The 16,295-nt window shown below is 74.0% G+C and carries 13 protein-coding genes and 1 pseudogene; 12 read left to right on the top strand and 2 right to left on the bottom strand.

What is annotated here, in order from left to right:
* Window positions 1-18 precede the first annotated feature (18 nt).
* On the bottom strand, window positions 19-501 hold the full coding sequence (locus tag FHX74_RS01250; protein ID WP_182558275.1) for an SRPBCC family protein: 483 nt from the start codon (window positions 499-501) through the stop codon (window positions 19-21).
* 83 nt (window positions 502-584) lie between these two features.
* Here FHX74_RS01250 and FHX74_RS01245 point away from each other — a divergent pair, with 83 nt between their 5' ends.
* The 4 genes from FHX74_RS01245 to FHX74_RS01225 all read left to right on the top strand — a co-directional run bounded on the left by FHX74_RS01245 (window position 585) and on the right by FHX74_RS01225 (window position 6,476).
* Window positions 585-1,625, top strand: coding sequence for an Rv2578c family radical SAM protein (locus FHX74_RS01245; RefSeq protein ID WP_182558274.1), 1,041 nt, complete (start codon window positions 585-587; stop codon window positions 1,623-1,625).
* A gap of 441 nt (window positions 1,626-2,066) precedes the next feature.
* Complete coding sequence (locus tag FHX74_RS01240; protein WP_220483366.1) at window positions 2,067-2,951, top strand: glycosyltransferase family 2 protein; 885 nt, start codon at window positions 2,067-2,069, stop codon at window positions 2,949-2,951.
* On the top strand, window positions 2,948-5,308 hold the full coding sequence (locus FHX74_RS20865) for a glycosyltransferase (RefSeq protein ID WP_220483365.1): 2,361 nt from the start codon (window positions 2,948-2,950) through the stop codon (window positions 5,306-5,308). The genes FHX74_RS01240 and FHX74_RS20865 overlap by 4 nt, the downstream gene beginning before the upstream one ends.
* A complete protein-coding gene (locus FHX74_RS01225) occupies window positions 5,298-6,476 on the top strand; it encodes a polysaccharide pyruvyl transferase family protein (RefSeq protein WP_182558273.1) in 1,179 nt (392 codons plus the stop codon). Before FHX74_RS20865 ends, FHX74_RS01225 begins: the two co-directional genes overlap by 11 nt.
* Before the next feature lie 100 nt (window positions 6,477-6,576).
* On the opposite strand, the gene FHX74_RS19935 is transcribed toward FHX74_RS01225, so the two are convergent.
* A complete protein-coding gene (locus tag FHX74_RS19935; protein ID WP_235970077.1) occupies window positions 6,577-6,819 on the bottom strand; it encodes a hypothetical protein in 243 nt (80 codons plus the stop codon).
* Between FHX74_RS19935 and FHX74_RS21270 the strand changes: the two are divergent.
* From FHX74_RS21270 to FHX74_RS01195, 8 genes and pseudogenes are all read left to right on the top strand, one after another.
* A pseudogene (locus FHX74_RS21270) lies at window positions 6,704-6,985 on the top strand (glycosyltransferase family A protein); the annotation flags it as partial. The gene FHX74_RS19935 and the pseudogene FHX74_RS21270 overlap by 116 nt on opposite strands.
* 322 nt (window positions 6,986-7,307) lie before the next feature.
* Window positions 7,308-7,703 (top strand): hypothetical protein, encoded by a 396-nt coding sequence (locus tag FHX74_RS19930; protein WP_235970076.1) that lies wholly within the window; start codon window positions 7,308-7,310, stop codon window positions 7,701-7,703.
* Window positions 7,704-7,711: 8 nt separating this feature from the next.
* Window positions 7,712-9,049 carry a glycosyltransferase family 4 protein gene (locus FHX74_RS19925; protein WP_235970075.1) on the top strand — a complete coding sequence of 446 codons (1,338 nt, stop codon included), beginning with the start codon at window positions 7,712-7,714 and terminating at the stop codon, window positions 9,047-9,049.
* Window positions 9,031-9,933, top strand: coding sequence for a glycoside hydrolase family 16 protein (locus tag FHX74_RS20860; protein WP_182558271.1), 903 nt, complete (start codon window positions 9,031-9,033; stop codon window positions 9,931-9,933). The genes FHX74_RS19925 and FHX74_RS20860 overlap by 19 nt, the downstream gene beginning before the upstream one ends.
* Before the next feature lie 229 nt (window positions 9,934-10,162).
* Complete coding sequence (locus tag FHX74_RS01210; protein WP_182558270.1) at window positions 10,163-12,475, top strand: hypothetical protein; 2,313 nt, start codon at window positions 10,163-10,165, stop codon at window positions 12,473-12,475.
* Window positions 12,472-13,425, top strand: a complete 954-nt coding sequence (locus FHX74_RS01205) for a beta-1,6-N-acetylglucosaminyltransferase (RefSeq protein WP_182558269.1) — start codon at window positions 12,472-12,474, stop codon at window positions 13,423-13,425. Before FHX74_RS01210 ends, FHX74_RS01205 begins: the two co-directional genes overlap by 4 nt.
* Window positions 13,422-14,978, top strand: a complete 1,557-nt coding sequence (locus tag FHX74_RS01200) for an oligosaccharide flippase family protein (protein ID WP_182558268.1) — start codon at window positions 13,422-13,424, stop codon at window positions 14,976-14,978. Before FHX74_RS01205 ends, FHX74_RS01200 begins: the two co-directional genes overlap by 4 nt.
* A 195-nt stretch (window positions 14,979-15,173) precedes the next feature.
* On the top strand, window positions 15,174-16,202 hold the full coding sequence (locus FHX74_RS01195; protein WP_182558267.1) for an Ig-like domain-containing protein: 1,029 nt from the start codon (window positions 15,174-15,176) through the stop codon (window positions 16,200-16,202).
* Window positions 16,203-16,295: the final 93 nt, after the last annotated feature.

Here is a 16,295-nt window from a genome sequence, read left to right as displayed (position 1 = left end):
GCCGCTCGAGGCCCGTGGTCAGCGCCGCCGGGCCACCTCCTCGACCAGCTGCGCCAGCACCGCGCCGGCGTACCCGCGCCAGAGCCGTCCGACCACGGGCAGCGCCAGCCGAGCCGGCGCCGCCTTCGGGTAGAGGTTCCACTCCCAGGTCGCCTCGGTCCCCGTCCCCTGCGGGCGGAACGACCAGGACTCCTCGACCACGCCGACCAGCGGGGCGAACGGGCCGCGCAGCACGGTCAACCGGTTGGCGAAGCCGTGCGGCCGGTCGACGGCTCCGCAGCGCTCCTCGAACTCCCCGCCGTCGGCGGTGCGGAAGATGCGGGTCTGGCCGGGAGTGGTCCACTCCCCCTGCTGGTCGCGGACGGAGACGATCGGGGGCATCGGGCCCCACCGCCGTCGGTAGAGCTCCGGCAGCGGGGTCGACAGCGCGACCTCGAAGACGTCCTCGACCGGGGCGGGCACGAGCCCGCTGCGTCGGACCGTGTGGGGTGCGGGGTTCATGGCCGCACTGTAGGCCCGCCCGGTGGTGTCCGGACCGCTGACGACCGCTGTCCGCGGATCCGAACGTGTGTTTGAATAGGTGGGTGCGGTGGTCGGGACAGCAGGTCGACGCGACCGACCCGGGCGCACTGCCGGGTCTCGAGGGCATCGCCGGTCTGGTCCGGACCGTGCAGACCCCGGAGTTCGCCGGCATCACCTTCCACGAGGTGCTGGCCCGGTCGGCCCTCAACCGGGTGCCGCCGGCCTCCGGCGTCCCGTTCGACTGGACCATCAACCCCTACCGCGGGTGCAGCCACGGGTGCACCTACTGCTTCGCCCGGCAGACCCACACCTACCTCGACCTCGACGCCGGGCACGACTTCGACAGCCGGATCGTGGTCAAGGTCAATGTCGTCGAGGTGCTCGAGCGCGAGCTCGCCCGGGCGTCCTGGCGCGGCGAGCCGGTCGCCCTCGGGACCAACACCGACCCCTACCAGCGGGCTGAGGGGCGCTACCGGCTGATGCCGGGGATCATCGGCGCCCTGGCGGCCAGCCGGACGCCGTTCTCGGTGCTGACCAAGGGCACCACCGCGCGCCGCGACCTCGGGCTGCTCGCCGCGGCGGCCGGGGACGTCCCGGTCAGCACGGCGGTCTCGATCGCGCTGGCCGACGAGGAGGTGCACGCCGCGCTCGAGCCGGGCGCGCCGACCCCCCGGGCCCGGCTCGACCTGGTGCGGGCCATCCGCTCGACCGGACTGCCCTGCCAGGTGCTGGTGGCCCCGGTGCTGCCGTTGATCACGGATCGCGACGAGGACCTCGAGACGATCCTGGCCGCGGTCGCCGACGCAGGCGCCACCGGGGCGACGGTGTTCGCCCTGCACCTGCGGCCCGGGGCGCGCGAGTGGTTCGGTCGCTACCTGGCCGAACGGCACCCGGAGCTCGTCGGCGCCTACCGCGAGCTCTACCGCGGCGGGTCGACCGTGCTGCCGTCCTATCGCCACGACCTGGCCCGCCGCGCCGAACCGCTGCTCCGCCGCTACGGGCTGCAGGGTCGGGAGGCGCGCTGGACGCGGTCGGGCCACCTGCAGCCGCGCCGGTCGCCGGTGCCGGACCCGACGGCACCCGAGGCGCCGACCCTGTTCTGACCCCGCCGGGGATCAGCGTCCGGACGGACGCCGCAGGATGCGGTCGATCAGTCGCGGACCCCGGAACGCCGGGCAGTCACCGGGCGCGCAGAGCGAGCACTCGGTGCCGCGACGGAAGTGCTCGTGGGCCCGCCACGGGTGCCCGCAGCGGCCACACGGCGTCGAGTCGACCACAGGCACGAGCGCAAGATAACCGGCCATCCGCTCACTCCGCAGCAAAACGTCTGCAGCGCTTACCCGGCTCCCAGGTCAGACCAGACACCCCGCTGGGCTCAGTCTGTCGCCCCGATGTAACGGCACTGTAACCTGGCTGTCACATTCTGGCTTTCGCCGTTAACGCGAGCCTGGCTACGGTGCTGTGGTCGCAAAGTTGCGTTTTGTCAGCCGGTGCTCAGCAAGTCCTTGGGCGCCGCTCCCTCCACCCCAACGCGAAGGCAACCCGTGACCACCCTTCAGGCATTCTCCCCGTCCACCACGCCCACCCCCGATCCGACGATCAGCATCGTTCTGCCGACGCTCAACGAGGCGGCCAACCTGCCGCACGTGCTCTGCGACATCCCGCAGGACGTGCACCAGTTGATCTTGGTCGACGGCGGTTCCGTCGACGGCACCGTCGACGTGGCCCGCTCGCTCTTCCCGCGGGTCGAGGTCGTCCAGCAGACCCGCAAGGGCAAGGGCAACGCCCTGGCCTGCGGCTTCGAGCGCTGCACCGGCGACATCATCGTCATGATCGACGCCGACGGATCGACCAGCCCCAAGGAGATCCCGGACTTCGTCGCCGCGCTCACCGGCGGGGCCGCGTTCGCCAAGGGCACCCGGTTCGCCAAGGGCGGCCGCAGCCTCGACATCACCTTCCGCCGCCGGTTGGGCAACCTGATGCTCAACACCGTGGTGAACGTGCTGTTCCGGACCCGGTTCTCCGATCTCTGCTACGGCTACAACGCCTTCTGGCGCGACGTCCTGCCGGTGCTCCAGCTGCCGAGCACCGACCTGGCGCAGCCGGCCGACGGCAGCAAGCTGTGGGGCGACGGCTTCGAGATCGAGACCTTGATCAACATCCGGGTCGCCCGCGCCTTCCGCAAGCAGATCGCCGAGGTCGCCAGCATCGAGGCCGAGCGGATCCACGGGGAGAGCAACCTCAACGCGGTCAGCGACGGCCTGCGGGTGATGCGGACCATCCTCAGCGAGCGGTTCGGCACCAGGCGGACCGCGGCTCCGGCCACGAAGCCCCTGGCTAGCAGGGATTCCGTGCGCCGCGAGACCACGGCGCACGTGCGTCAGCCGGCAGACCTCGCCGACGACGTCGTGATCAAGAGAGCGTCGTGATCGCCGAGGCCGCTCCGGTCCTCGACGGTTCGATCAGCTGCTCGGTCATCATCTGCGCCTACACCGAGCGTCGGTGGGACCAGCTCGAGCTGGCCTACCGGACGTCCGCGGACCAGGCCCGCGAGGGCGACGAGGTGATCGTCGTCATCGACCACAACCCGGACCTGCTGGCCCGCGCCGTCTCGGCCTTCACCCGCGCCCGGGTGATCGAGAACGCCGAGGAGCGGGGGCTGTCCGGCGCCCGGAACACCGGCGTCGCCGCCGCGACCGGTGACGTGACGATCTTCCTCGACGACGACGCCTGCCCCGAGCCCGGCTGGCTGGCCGCCTACCGACGCAGCTTCGCCCGGCCCGAGGTGACCGTGGTCAGCGGAGCCGTCGCCCCGAACTGGGAAGCGGGCCGGGCACCGTCCTGGTTCCCCGACGAGTTCGGCTGGGTGGTCGGCTGCGACTACCGCGGGCTGCCGCCGGACGGATCGGTCGTGCGCAACCCGATCGGCGCCAACATGGCGATCCGCCGTTCGGCGTTCGACCTGGTCGACGGCTTCTCGGCCGTGGTCGGCCGGGTCGGGACGCTGCCGGTCGGCTGCGAGGAGACCGATCTCTGCATCCGGATCCGGCAGGCCGACCCGCGGGCCGTGATCATCCGCACCACCGAGGCCTCGGTCCGGCACGCGGTCCCCGCCGACCGCGGCCGGCTCTCCTACTTCCTCTCCCGCTGCTACCACGAGGGCCGCTCCAAGGCCGTGCTCACCGACCGGGTGGGCAGCGGCGACGGGCTGTCCAGCGAGGTCGGCTACGTCGCCTCGGTGCTCACCACCGGCGTGCTCCGCGGGCTCCCGCTGCGCTCGGCCGCCATCGTGGCCGGCTTCTCGGCCACCGTCACCGGCTACGTCGGCGCCAAGGTCTCCCGCGTCGCGCACGCCGCCGGCGCTCCCGAGCAGACCGGCGGAGGTGGCTGGGCCCCGCTGCGGATCGCCGAGCTCGCGATCGACGCCGACGGCCGTCCGGTCGGGGAGCTCGGCTACGCCGACGCGCTGGCCGACGCCCTGGCTGACTCCCCGGCGGACTCCCCGTCCGGAGACGGGCCCGACCAGCCCGCGCACCCGGTGCGCACCCGGCTGCTGGTCACCCGCGACGGCAACCCGGTCGACACCCTCGACCTGGCCCCCGGCCACCCGCTGCCGGAGCCCCGGCTGCGCGAGCTCGCGGCCGCCGCCGCGGCGATGACCGTCCCCGAGGTCGGGGCCGACGTGTTCACCGGGGCCGACGGCCACACCCCGTCGGTCACCGTGGTGATCCCGACCCGCGGACGCTCCGCCGAGCTGCGCCGCGCCGTCGCCTCGGTGCTGGCCAGCGACTACCCCGACTTCGACGTCGTCGTGGTCGACAACAACGACACCGCCGGATCGGTGGCCGCGCTGCTCGCGCCGTACGCCGGCGACACCCGACTGAGCGTGGTGCACGAGCCGGTGGCCGGCGTCAGCCCGGCCCGCAACCGCGGCATCGCCGGCGCCCGCGGGGAGATCATCGCCGCGACCGACGACGACGTGGTGGTCTCGCGGCAGTGGCTGCGCGAGCTGGTCGCCCCGTTCGCCGACGCGAGCGTCGGCTGCGTCACCGGCCTCGTGCTGCCGGCCGGGTTCGCCTCACCGGCGCAGGAGATGTTCGAGGAGTTCGGCGGGTTCAGCAAGGGCTTCCGCCCGGCCCGCTACCGGCTGGCCGACGCCCACCCCGACCACCCGCTGTTCCCCTACGCCCCGGGCGTCTACGGGTCGGGCAACAACATGGCCTACCGCCGCGACCTGGTCGCCCGGCTCGGCGGGTACAACCGCACCCTGGGCCCGGGCACCCCGGTCAAGTCCGGCGAGGACCTGGACCTGTTCCTGACCCTGATGTTCGACGGCGCGACGATCTACTACCAGCCGCGGGCCTGGGTGTTCCACCACCACCGCGACAGCGTCGCGCTGCTCGGCAAGCAGCTGCGCGACTACGGCCGCGGGCTGACCGCGGTGATGCTCAGCTGGGCGCTGTCCAGCCCGGAGCAGGCGGTCCAGATCGCCCGCCGGGTGCCCGCCGGCGTCCGGCACCTGCTCGACCCGCACTCGGACAAGAACGAGGCCCGGACCGAGGACTACCCGGCCGCCCTGCGCCGGACCGAGTGGCGCGGGATGGTCGAGGGCGGGCTGCTGACCCTCGGTCGGCTGCTCGGCCGCGGCGGCTCGCTCGCCTCCGGCCGGCGTCCGCTCGCCCTCGCACCGATCGCCACCACCCCGGCACCGCACAGCGCGACCGGACCCGCCACCCCCCTGCACTCCACCGACGCCCCCAGGGAGATGGTCCAGCATGCCCGCTGACCGCACGCCGCTGATCTTCATCGACGCCGCCACCCAGATCGAGAACCTGGGCGACGACATCATCCTGCGTCAGCTGCTCCGCTTCCTCGAGCGTCGCGGCACCGTCCGGGTCGACGTCAGCCGGGTGCCCGAGTGGGCCCGGCAGGTGATCGGCGTCCACGTCGACACCGCCGACGACCGGCCCGGCTTCCCGCGCCGGCTGCTGGCCGCCGGGCTGGCCCGGCGGCTCGGCCGCAGCAAGCGCCCGGTCTACCTGTTCCTCAAGCCGGGTCACATCGGCGGCCGGTACGGCTTCCGCTACAGCCTCGGCCGGGTCGGCCTGCTCGGCCTCACCCTGCTCGGCCGGCTCTGCGGGATCACCACGGTCCGGCTCGGGTTCTCGGTCAACGACTGCCAGGGCGCGCTGCTCCACCTCGAGCGGCTGCAGTCCCGGGCCCAGCAGGTCTACGCGCCGCGCGACGACGTCAGCGTCGCCTACGCCCGCCGGGTCGGCATCCGCACCACCGGCCGGTCGGCCGATCTCGCCTACACCCTCGGCGTCGGCGGGCTGCCCGCCGACCAGCGCCGCGGTGTCGTGCTGAGCTTCGCCGGCAGCACCGACGGTCACGTCCAGCCCGCCTACGCCCAGCAGCTGTCGGCGTTCCTGCAGGACTACGTCGCCGCGATGCTGGCCCGCGAGGACCACCCGGAGCTGACCTGGTGCGCGCAGGTGGTCCGGGACGCCGCCTTCGGCGACACCGTGCTGGCCGGGAACGCTGAGGTGGCCCGGGTCAGCTTCGACCGCGACGCGGTCAGCGCCGAGCGGATCTTCCGCACCTACAGCAGCGCCGACCTGGTGCTGACCAACCGGCTGCACAGCTTCCTGTTCTCGCTCAGCGAGGGCGCGCTGGCCGTCGTGGTCACCGACCCCGCCACCCACGGCAAGATCGTCGGGATCGTCACCGAGATGGGGCTGCCCGAGCTGCTGGTGCCGCTCGACGGCCTCACCCCGGCCGCGCTCGAAGCCCATCTGGCCGGGCTCCAGGCCCGCCGCGAGGAGATTCTCGACCGGGTCCGGGCCTACTTCGATACGCAGACCGCACGGATCGAGGCAGTGCTCGACGAGCACGTCGGCGACCGTCCGGTGGCCGGGGCCACGCGGCCCGACCCCGTCGCGGTGGGCCTATGAACGCTTCCGTGTCGCCTGCCCGGTCCTCCACGCCCGGGCTCGTCTCGGGGGAGACACACGGGGAGCACCACTCCACCGCCCGCACCGACTCCGCCACCACTCAGGCGCACCAGGCCCGCCCGGGCCACGTGGGGACACCGGACCAACGGTCCGGTGCCTCGTCGTTGACCACCGCGGTCGTCTGCACCGACGGCCGCCGCGACACCCTGCGGCAGACGCTGCTCTCGCTGCTCGCCCAGCGTGGCCCCGCCTTCGAGATCGTCGTGGTCGACAACGCGCCCGGCGTCGGCCGGGCCGCCGGGATCGTCAGCGAGATCCGGGCCGGGCTCGGCGGCCCGGGCACCGGTCCCGCGCTCCGGCTGGTCACCGAGCCGCGTCGCGGCCTGTCCGCGGCCCGCAACCGGGGCGTCCGCGCCGCCGCCGGCGACGTGATCGCCTTCACCGACGACGACTGCGTCGTCGACCCCGGCTGGCTGGCCGCGCTGCGGCGCGGCTTCGACCTGCACCCGCAGCTCTCCGCCGTCACCGGCCGGACCGTCCCCGACGGCGAGCCGACGCCGGTGCAGCAGCTGTTCGAGGACTTCGGCTCGTTCAACCGCGGCCCGGACCGGCTGCTGTGGTGGTTCCCCGAAGCGGCTCCGGGCGTCGAGCTCGACCCGGCGCTGACGTCCTGGGCGGGGACCATCGACCCACCGCGGATCTACCCGTACGCGGGCGTCTTCGGCTCGGGCAACAACATGGCCTTCACCGCCGACGCGCTCGCCGCGCTCGGGCCGTTCGACGAGGCACTAGGCGCCGGATTCGCCCGCCGGCGGCGGCGAGGACCTGGACATGTTCATCCGGCTGGTCCTCGCCGGCCGGGTGCTGCTCTACGAGCCCGACGCGCTGATCCTGCACAGCCACCGGATCGACGTGGCCACCCTCCGCAGCCAGGTCCGCTCCTACGGCTCGGGGCTGTCGGCGATGATCACCAAGCAGCTGGTCACCGACCGCACCAGCCGGGCGCGGATCCTGCGCCGGACGCTCCCCGGGCTGCAGCACCTGTTCAGCGCCCGCTCCCCCAAGAACGCCCGCAAGGCGGCCGGGTTCCCGCGGTCGCTGACCCGGGCCGAGCTGCTCGGGCTGGCCGGCGGGCCGTTCCTCTACCTGCGGGGGCGACGCACCGCCCGTCACCCGGCGCGCCGCCCGGCCGCCGACCGCCCGGCCCGCGCGCTGGTCCGCCGATGACCGGCCCCATGACCGGCCCCATGACCGGTCCCGGGCTCCGGGTGCTGGTCAACACCGAGGACTTCTCCCCGCTCGGCGGGGTGGAGCACAGCACGCTGCAGGTGTCCCGGGCGCTCGCCGCCCGCGGCCACCGGATCGACCTGCTGCACGCCGACCGCACCCACCGAGCGGGCGCCGCGGACGCCGGGCTGCGTCCGGAGTGGGAGACCTTCGCCGCCGGCATCACCCGGGTGCCCGGGTTCACGGTCGCCGCCGCCCGGCCCTGGCGGACCCTGCACCACCTGCCGCCCGCGGTCCGCGCGACCCGGGCGCTGCAACCCGACGTGATCTGGCTCAACCGGTCCGAGCAGCTGCTCTGGGGCCTCGGTGCCGCCCGCGCCACCGACGCGCCGCTGGTCGTCCACCTGCGTCACCACCCCTACCGGCTCGGCCCGCTCGGTCCTCGCCGCGCCGGCCGCGCGCTGGTCGGTGCGCTGACCGGTCGCGCGGACCGCTACCTCGCGGTCTCGGCCTGGCTGGCCCGGGAGTGGGTGGCCGCCGGGCTCGACCCGGCGCTCGTCGAGGTCGTCCCCAACGGCATCGACCCCGCCCGCTACACCCCCACCGACGACGCCGGACGCGCCGCCGCCCGGGCCCGGCTGCTCCCCGACCTCGCCGCCGCGCCCGTCGGCTCGGGGGCGGGCGGTCCCGAGCACCCGGTGGTGCTGCACTACGGCCGGCTGGCCGCCGACAAGGGCGTCCCGCAGCTCCTCGAGGCCTGGGCCCGGCTGGCGGCCGACCCGGTCTCGTCCACCCGCCCGGCCACCCTGCTGCTGGTCGGCGACCCCACCCCGGAGGTGGCCCCGGTGCTGGCCGCGCGGGTGGCCGCGCACGCCGGGACGCCGCGCCCGGTCCGGCACCTGCCGCGACAGTCCGACGTCACCGCGCTGCTGCACGCCGCCGACCTGATGGTGCTCCCCGCGGTGTGGCACGAGCCGTTCGGCCGGGTGGTCATCGAGGCGATGGCCGCCCAGGTGCCGGTGGTGGCGACCGCGACCGGCGGCATCCCGGAGATCCTCACCGGCCGGTTCGCCGACCAGCTGGTCCCGGCCACCGACCCCGACGCGTTGGTGCCCGCGCTGGCCGCCGCGATCGACCGCCGGCTCGGCTGGCGGCGTTCCGACCCGGCCCTCGGCCCGGCGGGCCGGGCCCACGTCGAGGCGCACTTCAGCCTCGAGGCCACCACCGACCGGGTCGAGCAGGCGCTGCGCGCCGCGCACGCCGGGAGCCGGACCGCGGCCCCGACCCCGGGCGACCGCGAGCGCGACCGCGACCAGGAGGTGCTGGCGTGCCCGACACCGGTCTGATCTCCCGCCCCGACGGCCCGCCGCGCTACAGCGCGCTCGGCTCCCCGGGACCGGACTTCCGGGCCCCGCAGCCCCCGCAACCGCCGGCCGCCCCCAGCACGCCCGGACCGCGGCCGCGTCGACGCTGGCGCCGCGCGCTGCTGTCGGTCGCCGTGCTGCTGCTGGCCATGGCGATCAGCAGCACGGTCACCGTGGTCGTGATGCGCTCGGTGTACGCCCAGGGCTGGCGGGAGGTCTTCCGCGAGGACTTCGACACCCCGGTGCCCGCGGGCCAGTTCCCCGGCACCACCTACGCCAAGCGGTTCACCGTCTATCCCGACGGCTGGTCCGACACCAGCGGCAAGGGCCGCTACGCCCCGTCGAAGGTGCTCAGCGTGGCCGACGGGTCGCTCCGCTGGACCATGCAGAACCCCGACGGCACCCCGCTCGGAGCGGCCGTGCTGCCCACCCTGCCGACCTACGGACAGATCTACGGCCGCTACACCGTCCGGTTCCGCGCCGACGCCGTCCCGGGCTACGGACTGGCCTTCCTGCTGTGGCCGGACTCAGAGAAGTGGCCGCGCGACGGCGAGATCGATTTTCCCGAAGGGCCGTTGGACGGCAAGATGAAGGCAGTGGCGCACTACGCCACCGAGAAGGGCACGTTCAAAGAGTTCGACACCGACGCGGGTTTCAACAGCTGGCACACCGCCACCATCGAGTGGAGCCCCGACCTCGTGACCTTCACGCTCGACGGCTCGATCGTCGGGCAGTCGACCACGATGGTCCCGACCCGGTCCATGCACTGGGTGCTCCAGACCGGCACCGACGCCCTCCGGCAGCCGGCCCTGCACAGCAAGGCCACCATCGAGGTCGACTGGCTCGAAGCCGAGGCCTGGCGATGACGCCCCCCGGCCCCCGGTCCGCGCGCGACGCCGCCCGCCCCGGTCCCCCCGCCCACGTCGACCGCGCCCGCCGCACCCGTCCGGTCGGGCCGTCCGCCCTCGCGGCGCACCGCCACCACCCGGCCCGCGCCACCCGTCCGTCCGGTGTTCCCGGCCCCTTGTCTGCCGCCAGCCCGCTGGTCCGCAGCCCGGGAGCACCTGCCGACCTCCACCGATCAGGGACGCACTCATGACGATCACCTCCGACCAGACCCCGCACACCCTCGAGAGCGAGACCGAGACCCGGGTCAGCCCGGCCGTGCGCGAGCAGCTGCCCAGCCGGCGCACGCTCCGCGACCGCTGGTGCGCGCTCGAGCCGCTGACCCGGCGCACCGCCGCCGACGGCCCCACCGACGCCGTGATGGACCCGACCAGCCGACTGCTGGCGGCGCTGCTCAGTCTGGTGCCGCTGCCGCTCGGTCTGCTGGCCCGGGCGACCGGCGCCGGGACGCTCGGCAGTGTGCTGCTCGCCGTCTTCATGACCGTCGGCTTCGGCGTCGCCGTGGTGTCGCTGGTGCCGCGGCTGACCCGGCTCGGGTTCGTCGTCTATGCCGCCGCGTCCGGGCTGGCCGTCACCAGCGCGGTCGGCTACGCGATGGCGCTGACCGGTCTCTGGTACCCGCGGGTCGCCTTCGCGGTCGCCGCCGTCGCCGCGGCCGCCCTGCTGGTCCGCGCGGTCGTCGTCGAGGCCCGCCGGGTCTCCGCGGGCCGCCCCCGCACCGCGCACCACCGGCCGGCCGGGGCGACCCGCGACCTCGCCGTCGTCGGAGCGCTGGCCGGTCTCGGCACCGTGCTCGCCGCGGTCGACGCCGCCACCCACGCGACCCTGCCGCAGCCGTCCGGCCTGCTCGGCACCGTCGGCCCGCTCTGGTACGTCGGATACGCACTGATCGCGGTCTCGTTCGTGGTCGCGCTGCTCCGCCGGGTACTGGTCGCCGCCCCGGTGCTGGCCGCCGGCACCGTGGTGATCCTGTCCCAGGCGCTGCTCTACGAGGCGCCGACGGTGATGGCCGCCGCCCGGCACATCGGGATCGAGCAGTACGTCCTCGGCTTCGGCCGGCTGGACCTGGCCGGTGACATCTACCAGGGCTGGGCCGGGCTCTTCGTCGGCGGCGCGTGGATCGCCGCCTCCACCGGGCTCGGCAGCCTGTCCGGTCTGCTCGGGATCGCCACCTGGTGGCCGGTCGTGATCACCCCGATCACCGTCGCCGCGGTCCGGCTGCTCGCCGGCCGGTTCCTCGACCCGCAGCGCGCCTGGATCGCCGCCGCGGTGTTCGCCCTTGGCGACGCCGTCAACAGCACCTACTTCTCCCCGCAGGCCTACGGCTTCCTGCTGGCGATCACCGTGCTCGCCCTGCTGGTCGCGCCGCCCGCCACCGACGGCCTCGACGAGCGGGCCCTCCGCCGGGTCCGGCTGACCCGCTGGGGGGTGGCGCTGGGGCTGTCGGTCGCCGTCACCGTCACCCACCAGATCTCGCCGTTCATGCTCGCCTTCGCGCTGATCGCGCTGGTGGCCTTCCGGCTGGTCAAGCCCTGGTGGCTCCCGCTGCTGGCCATCGTCCCGGCGATCGGCTGGGCCGGCTTCAACTGGCGGCTGATCGCCCGCTACATCAACATCGGCGACCTCGGAGCCGTGCTGGCCAACATCGCGCCGCCCGAGCACCCGGTCAGCGCCGCCCCGGTGGCGGCGGTCACCCGGCTCGCCTTCTACGTCCCCGCGGCCGCGCTGGTCGTCTTCGGGATCGTCGCCCTGGTCACCGTGCTCCAGCGCCGCGACCGGCTGCACTGGGGCCTGGCCTTCGCCTTCGTCAGCCCGGTCGGGCTCGCCTTCGGCACCAACTACGGCCAGGAGGGCGTCTTCCGGATCGTCCTGTTCGCCGCCCCGTGGCTCGGCGTGCTGGTCGCCGCGGCGCTCCCGACGGGCTTCGGCTCCCTGGTGGCCGAGCGGGCCGCCGGCCTCGGCCGTCGGGCCGTCCGCACCGGGGCCGCCGCGCTCGCCCCGGTGATCGCGCTCGGCTTCGCCGCGATGATGGCAGTCAACGTCTACGGCCAGACCGGGCTCGACTGGGCCCGCATCCTGCGGCCGGGCGACGCCCAGGTGACCAGCATCTACGAGCAGCGTGCGGTCTTCGGCTCAATGCTGTTCTCGCTCGGCACCAAGAACGCCACCCCGGCCCGGATCACCGACCGCTACGACCAGGTCGACTACTCCAGCCGGGTGCGGGTGGACGGCTTCCCGACCACCACCGGCAGCGCCTACGACCCGGTGGCCGACCTCAACCAGGTCACCTACACCCTGCAGAGCACCCCGATCCGCGGCGACGTCTACCTCTACGTCTCCGACTCGATCGGCGGCTACGACGACCGCTACGGGCTGCAGACCTGGAACGACTACCAGCGGCTCCGCGCCGCGGTGGCCGACTCGCCCTACTGGGTCGAGGTCGGTCGGTCCGACACCGCCCGGCTCTACGAGCTCAAGCGCGACCTGCAGGCCGACCGGTGACCGCCGACGACCGGGACGACCCGTCGCCGCCCGGGGCAAGCACCGGGCGGGTCGCCTGCCTGGTGCTCGCCCACGGCGACGCCCCGCAGGTGCTACGGCTGCGGTCGGCGCTGGCCCCGATGCCGGTGCTGCTGCACTGCGACGCCCGCACCGACCCGGCCGTCTTCGCCGCGATGACCGAGGGGCTCGAGCCGAGCGCCGTGGTCACCCCGCGCCAGGTCTGCGAGTGGGCCGGCTTCGGGCTGGTCGAGGCCGAGCTGGCCGGCTACCGCCGGTTCCTCGAGACCACCGAGGCCGGCCACCTGGTGGTGCTGTCGGGCGCCGACTACCCGCTGCACCCGGCCGCCGCGGTCGCCGACTGGATCGTCGGCACCGGCGGACGGTCGGTGGCCGAGCTGTGGCCGCTGCCGTTCCCCGCCTGGGGGCGCAGCGGCGGGCTCGCCCGGCTGCGCTACCGGCACTGGGCCTGGCGCAAGCACATGCTCCGGCTGCCCGTCCCACGCCGGATCCCGGCAGACGTGTCGCCGTCCGGCGCCAGCGTGTGGAAGATCATCAGCCGGGCGCACGCCCGGGCGGTGGTCGACCTGGTCGACGCCCGGCCCGACCTGGTGGCGTTCTGGCGGCGGAGCTGGTGCGCCGACGAGACGTTCGTCCCCACCCTGCTGCGCAGCCCGATCAGCGGCGTCGACTGGGAGAACGAGAGCATCAACGAAGCCGCCTGGTGGATCGGCTGGGACGGCACCCGGCAGAAGAGCCCGCCGACCCTGACCGCCGGTCACTTCGACCGGCTCGAGGCCGCCGCCCGCGGCGTCGACCCCGAACGTCCGCGCACCGTCCCCGCGCTGTTCGCCCGCAAGGTGTCGAGCACGGTGAGCGGACCGCTGCTGGACCGGATCGACGCCGAGCTGCGCGACCCGGCCCGCACCGCCGTCCCCGAGGCGGTCCGGTGAGCACGCCGACCCGCGACCAGGCCCCGGCCACCGGCACCGCCGGGACCGCTCCCACCGGGACCGCGTCGGAGAAGGCCCAGCAGCAGCACGGCCGCGACCTGTTCGGCCGCGGGATGCTCTACGTCGTCGTCTGGTCGATGCAGACCGTGGTCAGCACCGTGGTCTCCCCGGTCCTCGCCCACGTCCTCGGCCCGGGCGAGTTCGGCGCGCTGGCCTCGATCATCGCGCTCTACCAGCTGCTGATCATCGTCGCGGTCTTCGGGCTCGACCAGGCCCTCCAGGTGGAGCGCGCCGCGGGCGAGGACGACCGGGCCGCGCGCGGGCTGCTGGCCAGCGGGATCGCGCTGGCCGCGCTGGTCGCCGTGCTCGCCGCCGCCACCTCGCCGCTGTGGATCGCCCCGCTCGGCTTCCCCGACGCCCACCTGGTCTGGATCGCCCTGCTCTGGACCGCCCCCGGCGGCGCGGTGCTGATGGTGCTCGCGCTGCTGCAGAGCGAGGACCGGCTCCGCGGGTTCGCCACGGTGAGCGTGATCGCCTCGGTCGGCGGCCAGGTGCTCGGGCTGGCCGGGATGGCGCTGATCGCGTCCACCGCGGTGGTCTACGCCGCCGGCGGCGTGATCAGCCAGTTCGCCGCCCTGGCCATCGGGCTGACCATGGCCCGGCCGCGTCTCCGCGGGATCGCCGACCGGCAGGTGCTGCGCCGCGCGTTCCGGCTCGGGCTGCCGCTGATGCTCACCGGGCTGAGCGTGTTCGTGATCAACGTCAGCGACCGGCTGGTCACCCAGCGGCTGCTCGGCACCGTCGAGGTCGGCCGCTTCCAGGTGGCCTACACCCTCGGCTACGTCGTGATGTTGATCCTCTCCTTCACCAACCGCGCCTGGGTCCCGCGACTGGCCAAGATCGCCGACCTCGGCCAGCGCTGGGAGGTCGTCCGCGACTCGCGCGAGGGCGTCTTCAAGTTGATCATGCCGTGCGTGCTCGGCATCACCCTGGCCGCGCCGGTGGCGCTCCGGGTGCTGGCCCCGCCGTCGTTCCGGCCCGAGGGCCTGCTGCTGGTCACCTACCTGGTGGCCCTGGCCTCGTTCCCGATGGCCACCCTCGGCGCGTCGTCGACCATGTTGATCACGCTCCGCCGCGGGCGCCCGCTCGGGCTGAGCGCGGCGGTCGGCGTGGTGATCAAGCTCGGGGCCAACCTGGCCCTGATCCCGCTGTTCGGGATCGCCGGCGCCGCCGCCTCCACCCTGGTCGCGGTCTCCGCTCAGGCCGCCGTGCAGTACCGGGCGCTGCCCCGGGACCTCGGGCCGCGCTGGCCCGGGTGGCGCACGGTGCTGGCCTGCCTCGTGGTCTGCCTGGTGGCCGGTGCCACCGTGCTGCTGCCGCAGACCCTCCCCTGGAACGTGGCCCGGTTCGCTGCCGGGCTGCTCTGCCTGCCGTGGCTGTGGCTGCGGCTCAAGCAACTGCGCACCGGGTCGCAACGACGCGACCCCGGCACGCGGGGTGGTCGCCGACCGTCCCGCCCGATGCCCCGCCGGGCTGCCGGCGAGGAGCACTGACCGGGTTCCCCGGTCGCGTCCCCCGTCCCTCGAGCCGCACGACGGCGCGGGCCGGATCCGTGCGATCCGCCCCGCCTCCCTCCACCTGTTCCACCCGTCCCGTTCCACCCCGTCCCTGACCGGTACCACCGCGTCCAGCGTCCTGCTGGCCGGAGCCGGACGCGGAACGACCCACCTCCACCGAAAGGGCCCCTGATGTCCACACCGCTCCGCGCCGGCGCCGTCGTCCTCGCCGGCACCGCGCTGGTCGCCACGACCTCGCTGCTCCCGGCCTCCGCCGCGACGCCCGGCAAGCTCTCGATCACCAACGGCCGCGCCCCGAGCAACAGCCTGATCGTGATGAACAAGATCCAGAACCACGCCGACGCCAACCAGCGGACGCTGGACAAGGTCACGGTGACCCTGAAGAACACCGGCAAGTCGCCGCTCCGGGTCACCTCGGCGACCACCGGCACCTCGGACTTCTCGATCACCTCACCCTGGAAGCTGCCGTTCAGCCTGGGCACCGGCAAGTCGGTCAACCTCACGGTGAACTTCACCGCCGACGGGGGTGCCTGGCACAACGACGCCGCCAAGATCGTCTGGAACAACGGCACCAGCCACACCAACACCATCAAGCTGACCGGCTGGTGGCAGAAGTACTCCGAGCACAACCAGGAGCCGACCTTCCAGGCCCTCGTCAGCCACTTCGGCTACAAGACGAAGACCCCGAAGAGCATGTACAGCCGCGGCGAGTACAAGAAGTTCAGCGCCGACGAGGTGCTCAGCCCGTACTGGCGGATGGCCGACGGCAAGAAGTCGGTCAAGGTCACCCAGCTCGCCGCCTGGCACACCTACCCCGACACGTCGACGATCAGCGTCTACAGCAAGGGCAAGCCGGGCAAGCTGCGGCTGCTCCAGACCAGCAACCGGTTCGACGCCCAGTCGGCGATGCCGCGCAACCAGAAGTGGGGCAAGGGCAGCTTCTCGTTCAAGCGGGCCGGCGTCTTCGGCTGGAAGCTCAAGACCGAGTTCTCCGACCCCAAGCTGCAGAAGACCATCGGCGCGGACAAGGCCGTCGGTTGTGACACCAAGCAGTGCGGTCAGCACGTCCGGGTCTTCCAGGTCCGCGGCGCCAACGGCAAGGTCGTCAAGAACGCCTACCTCTTCACCGAGGACCTCGCCGGCGTGAACTACGACTTCAACGACGCCGTGTTCCTCGTCCAGGGCATCAAGCCGGCCTGATCCCGGCCGCACCGCACCCCGCGGCGCGTCGAGCCCCCTCACCCCAGCACGACGTGCGCCGCCCACCCGGGACCCGTTCCCGGGTGGGCGGTG

Source organism: Microlunatus kandeliicorticis, assembly GCF_014137855.1.
In the GTDB taxonomy this organism is placed as follows: domain Bacteria; phylum Actinomycetota; class Actinomycetes; order Propionibacteriales; family Propionibacteriaceae; genus Microlunatus; species Microlunatus kandeliicorticis.
This window is presented reverse-complemented; position numbering and strand designations above follow the sequence as displayed.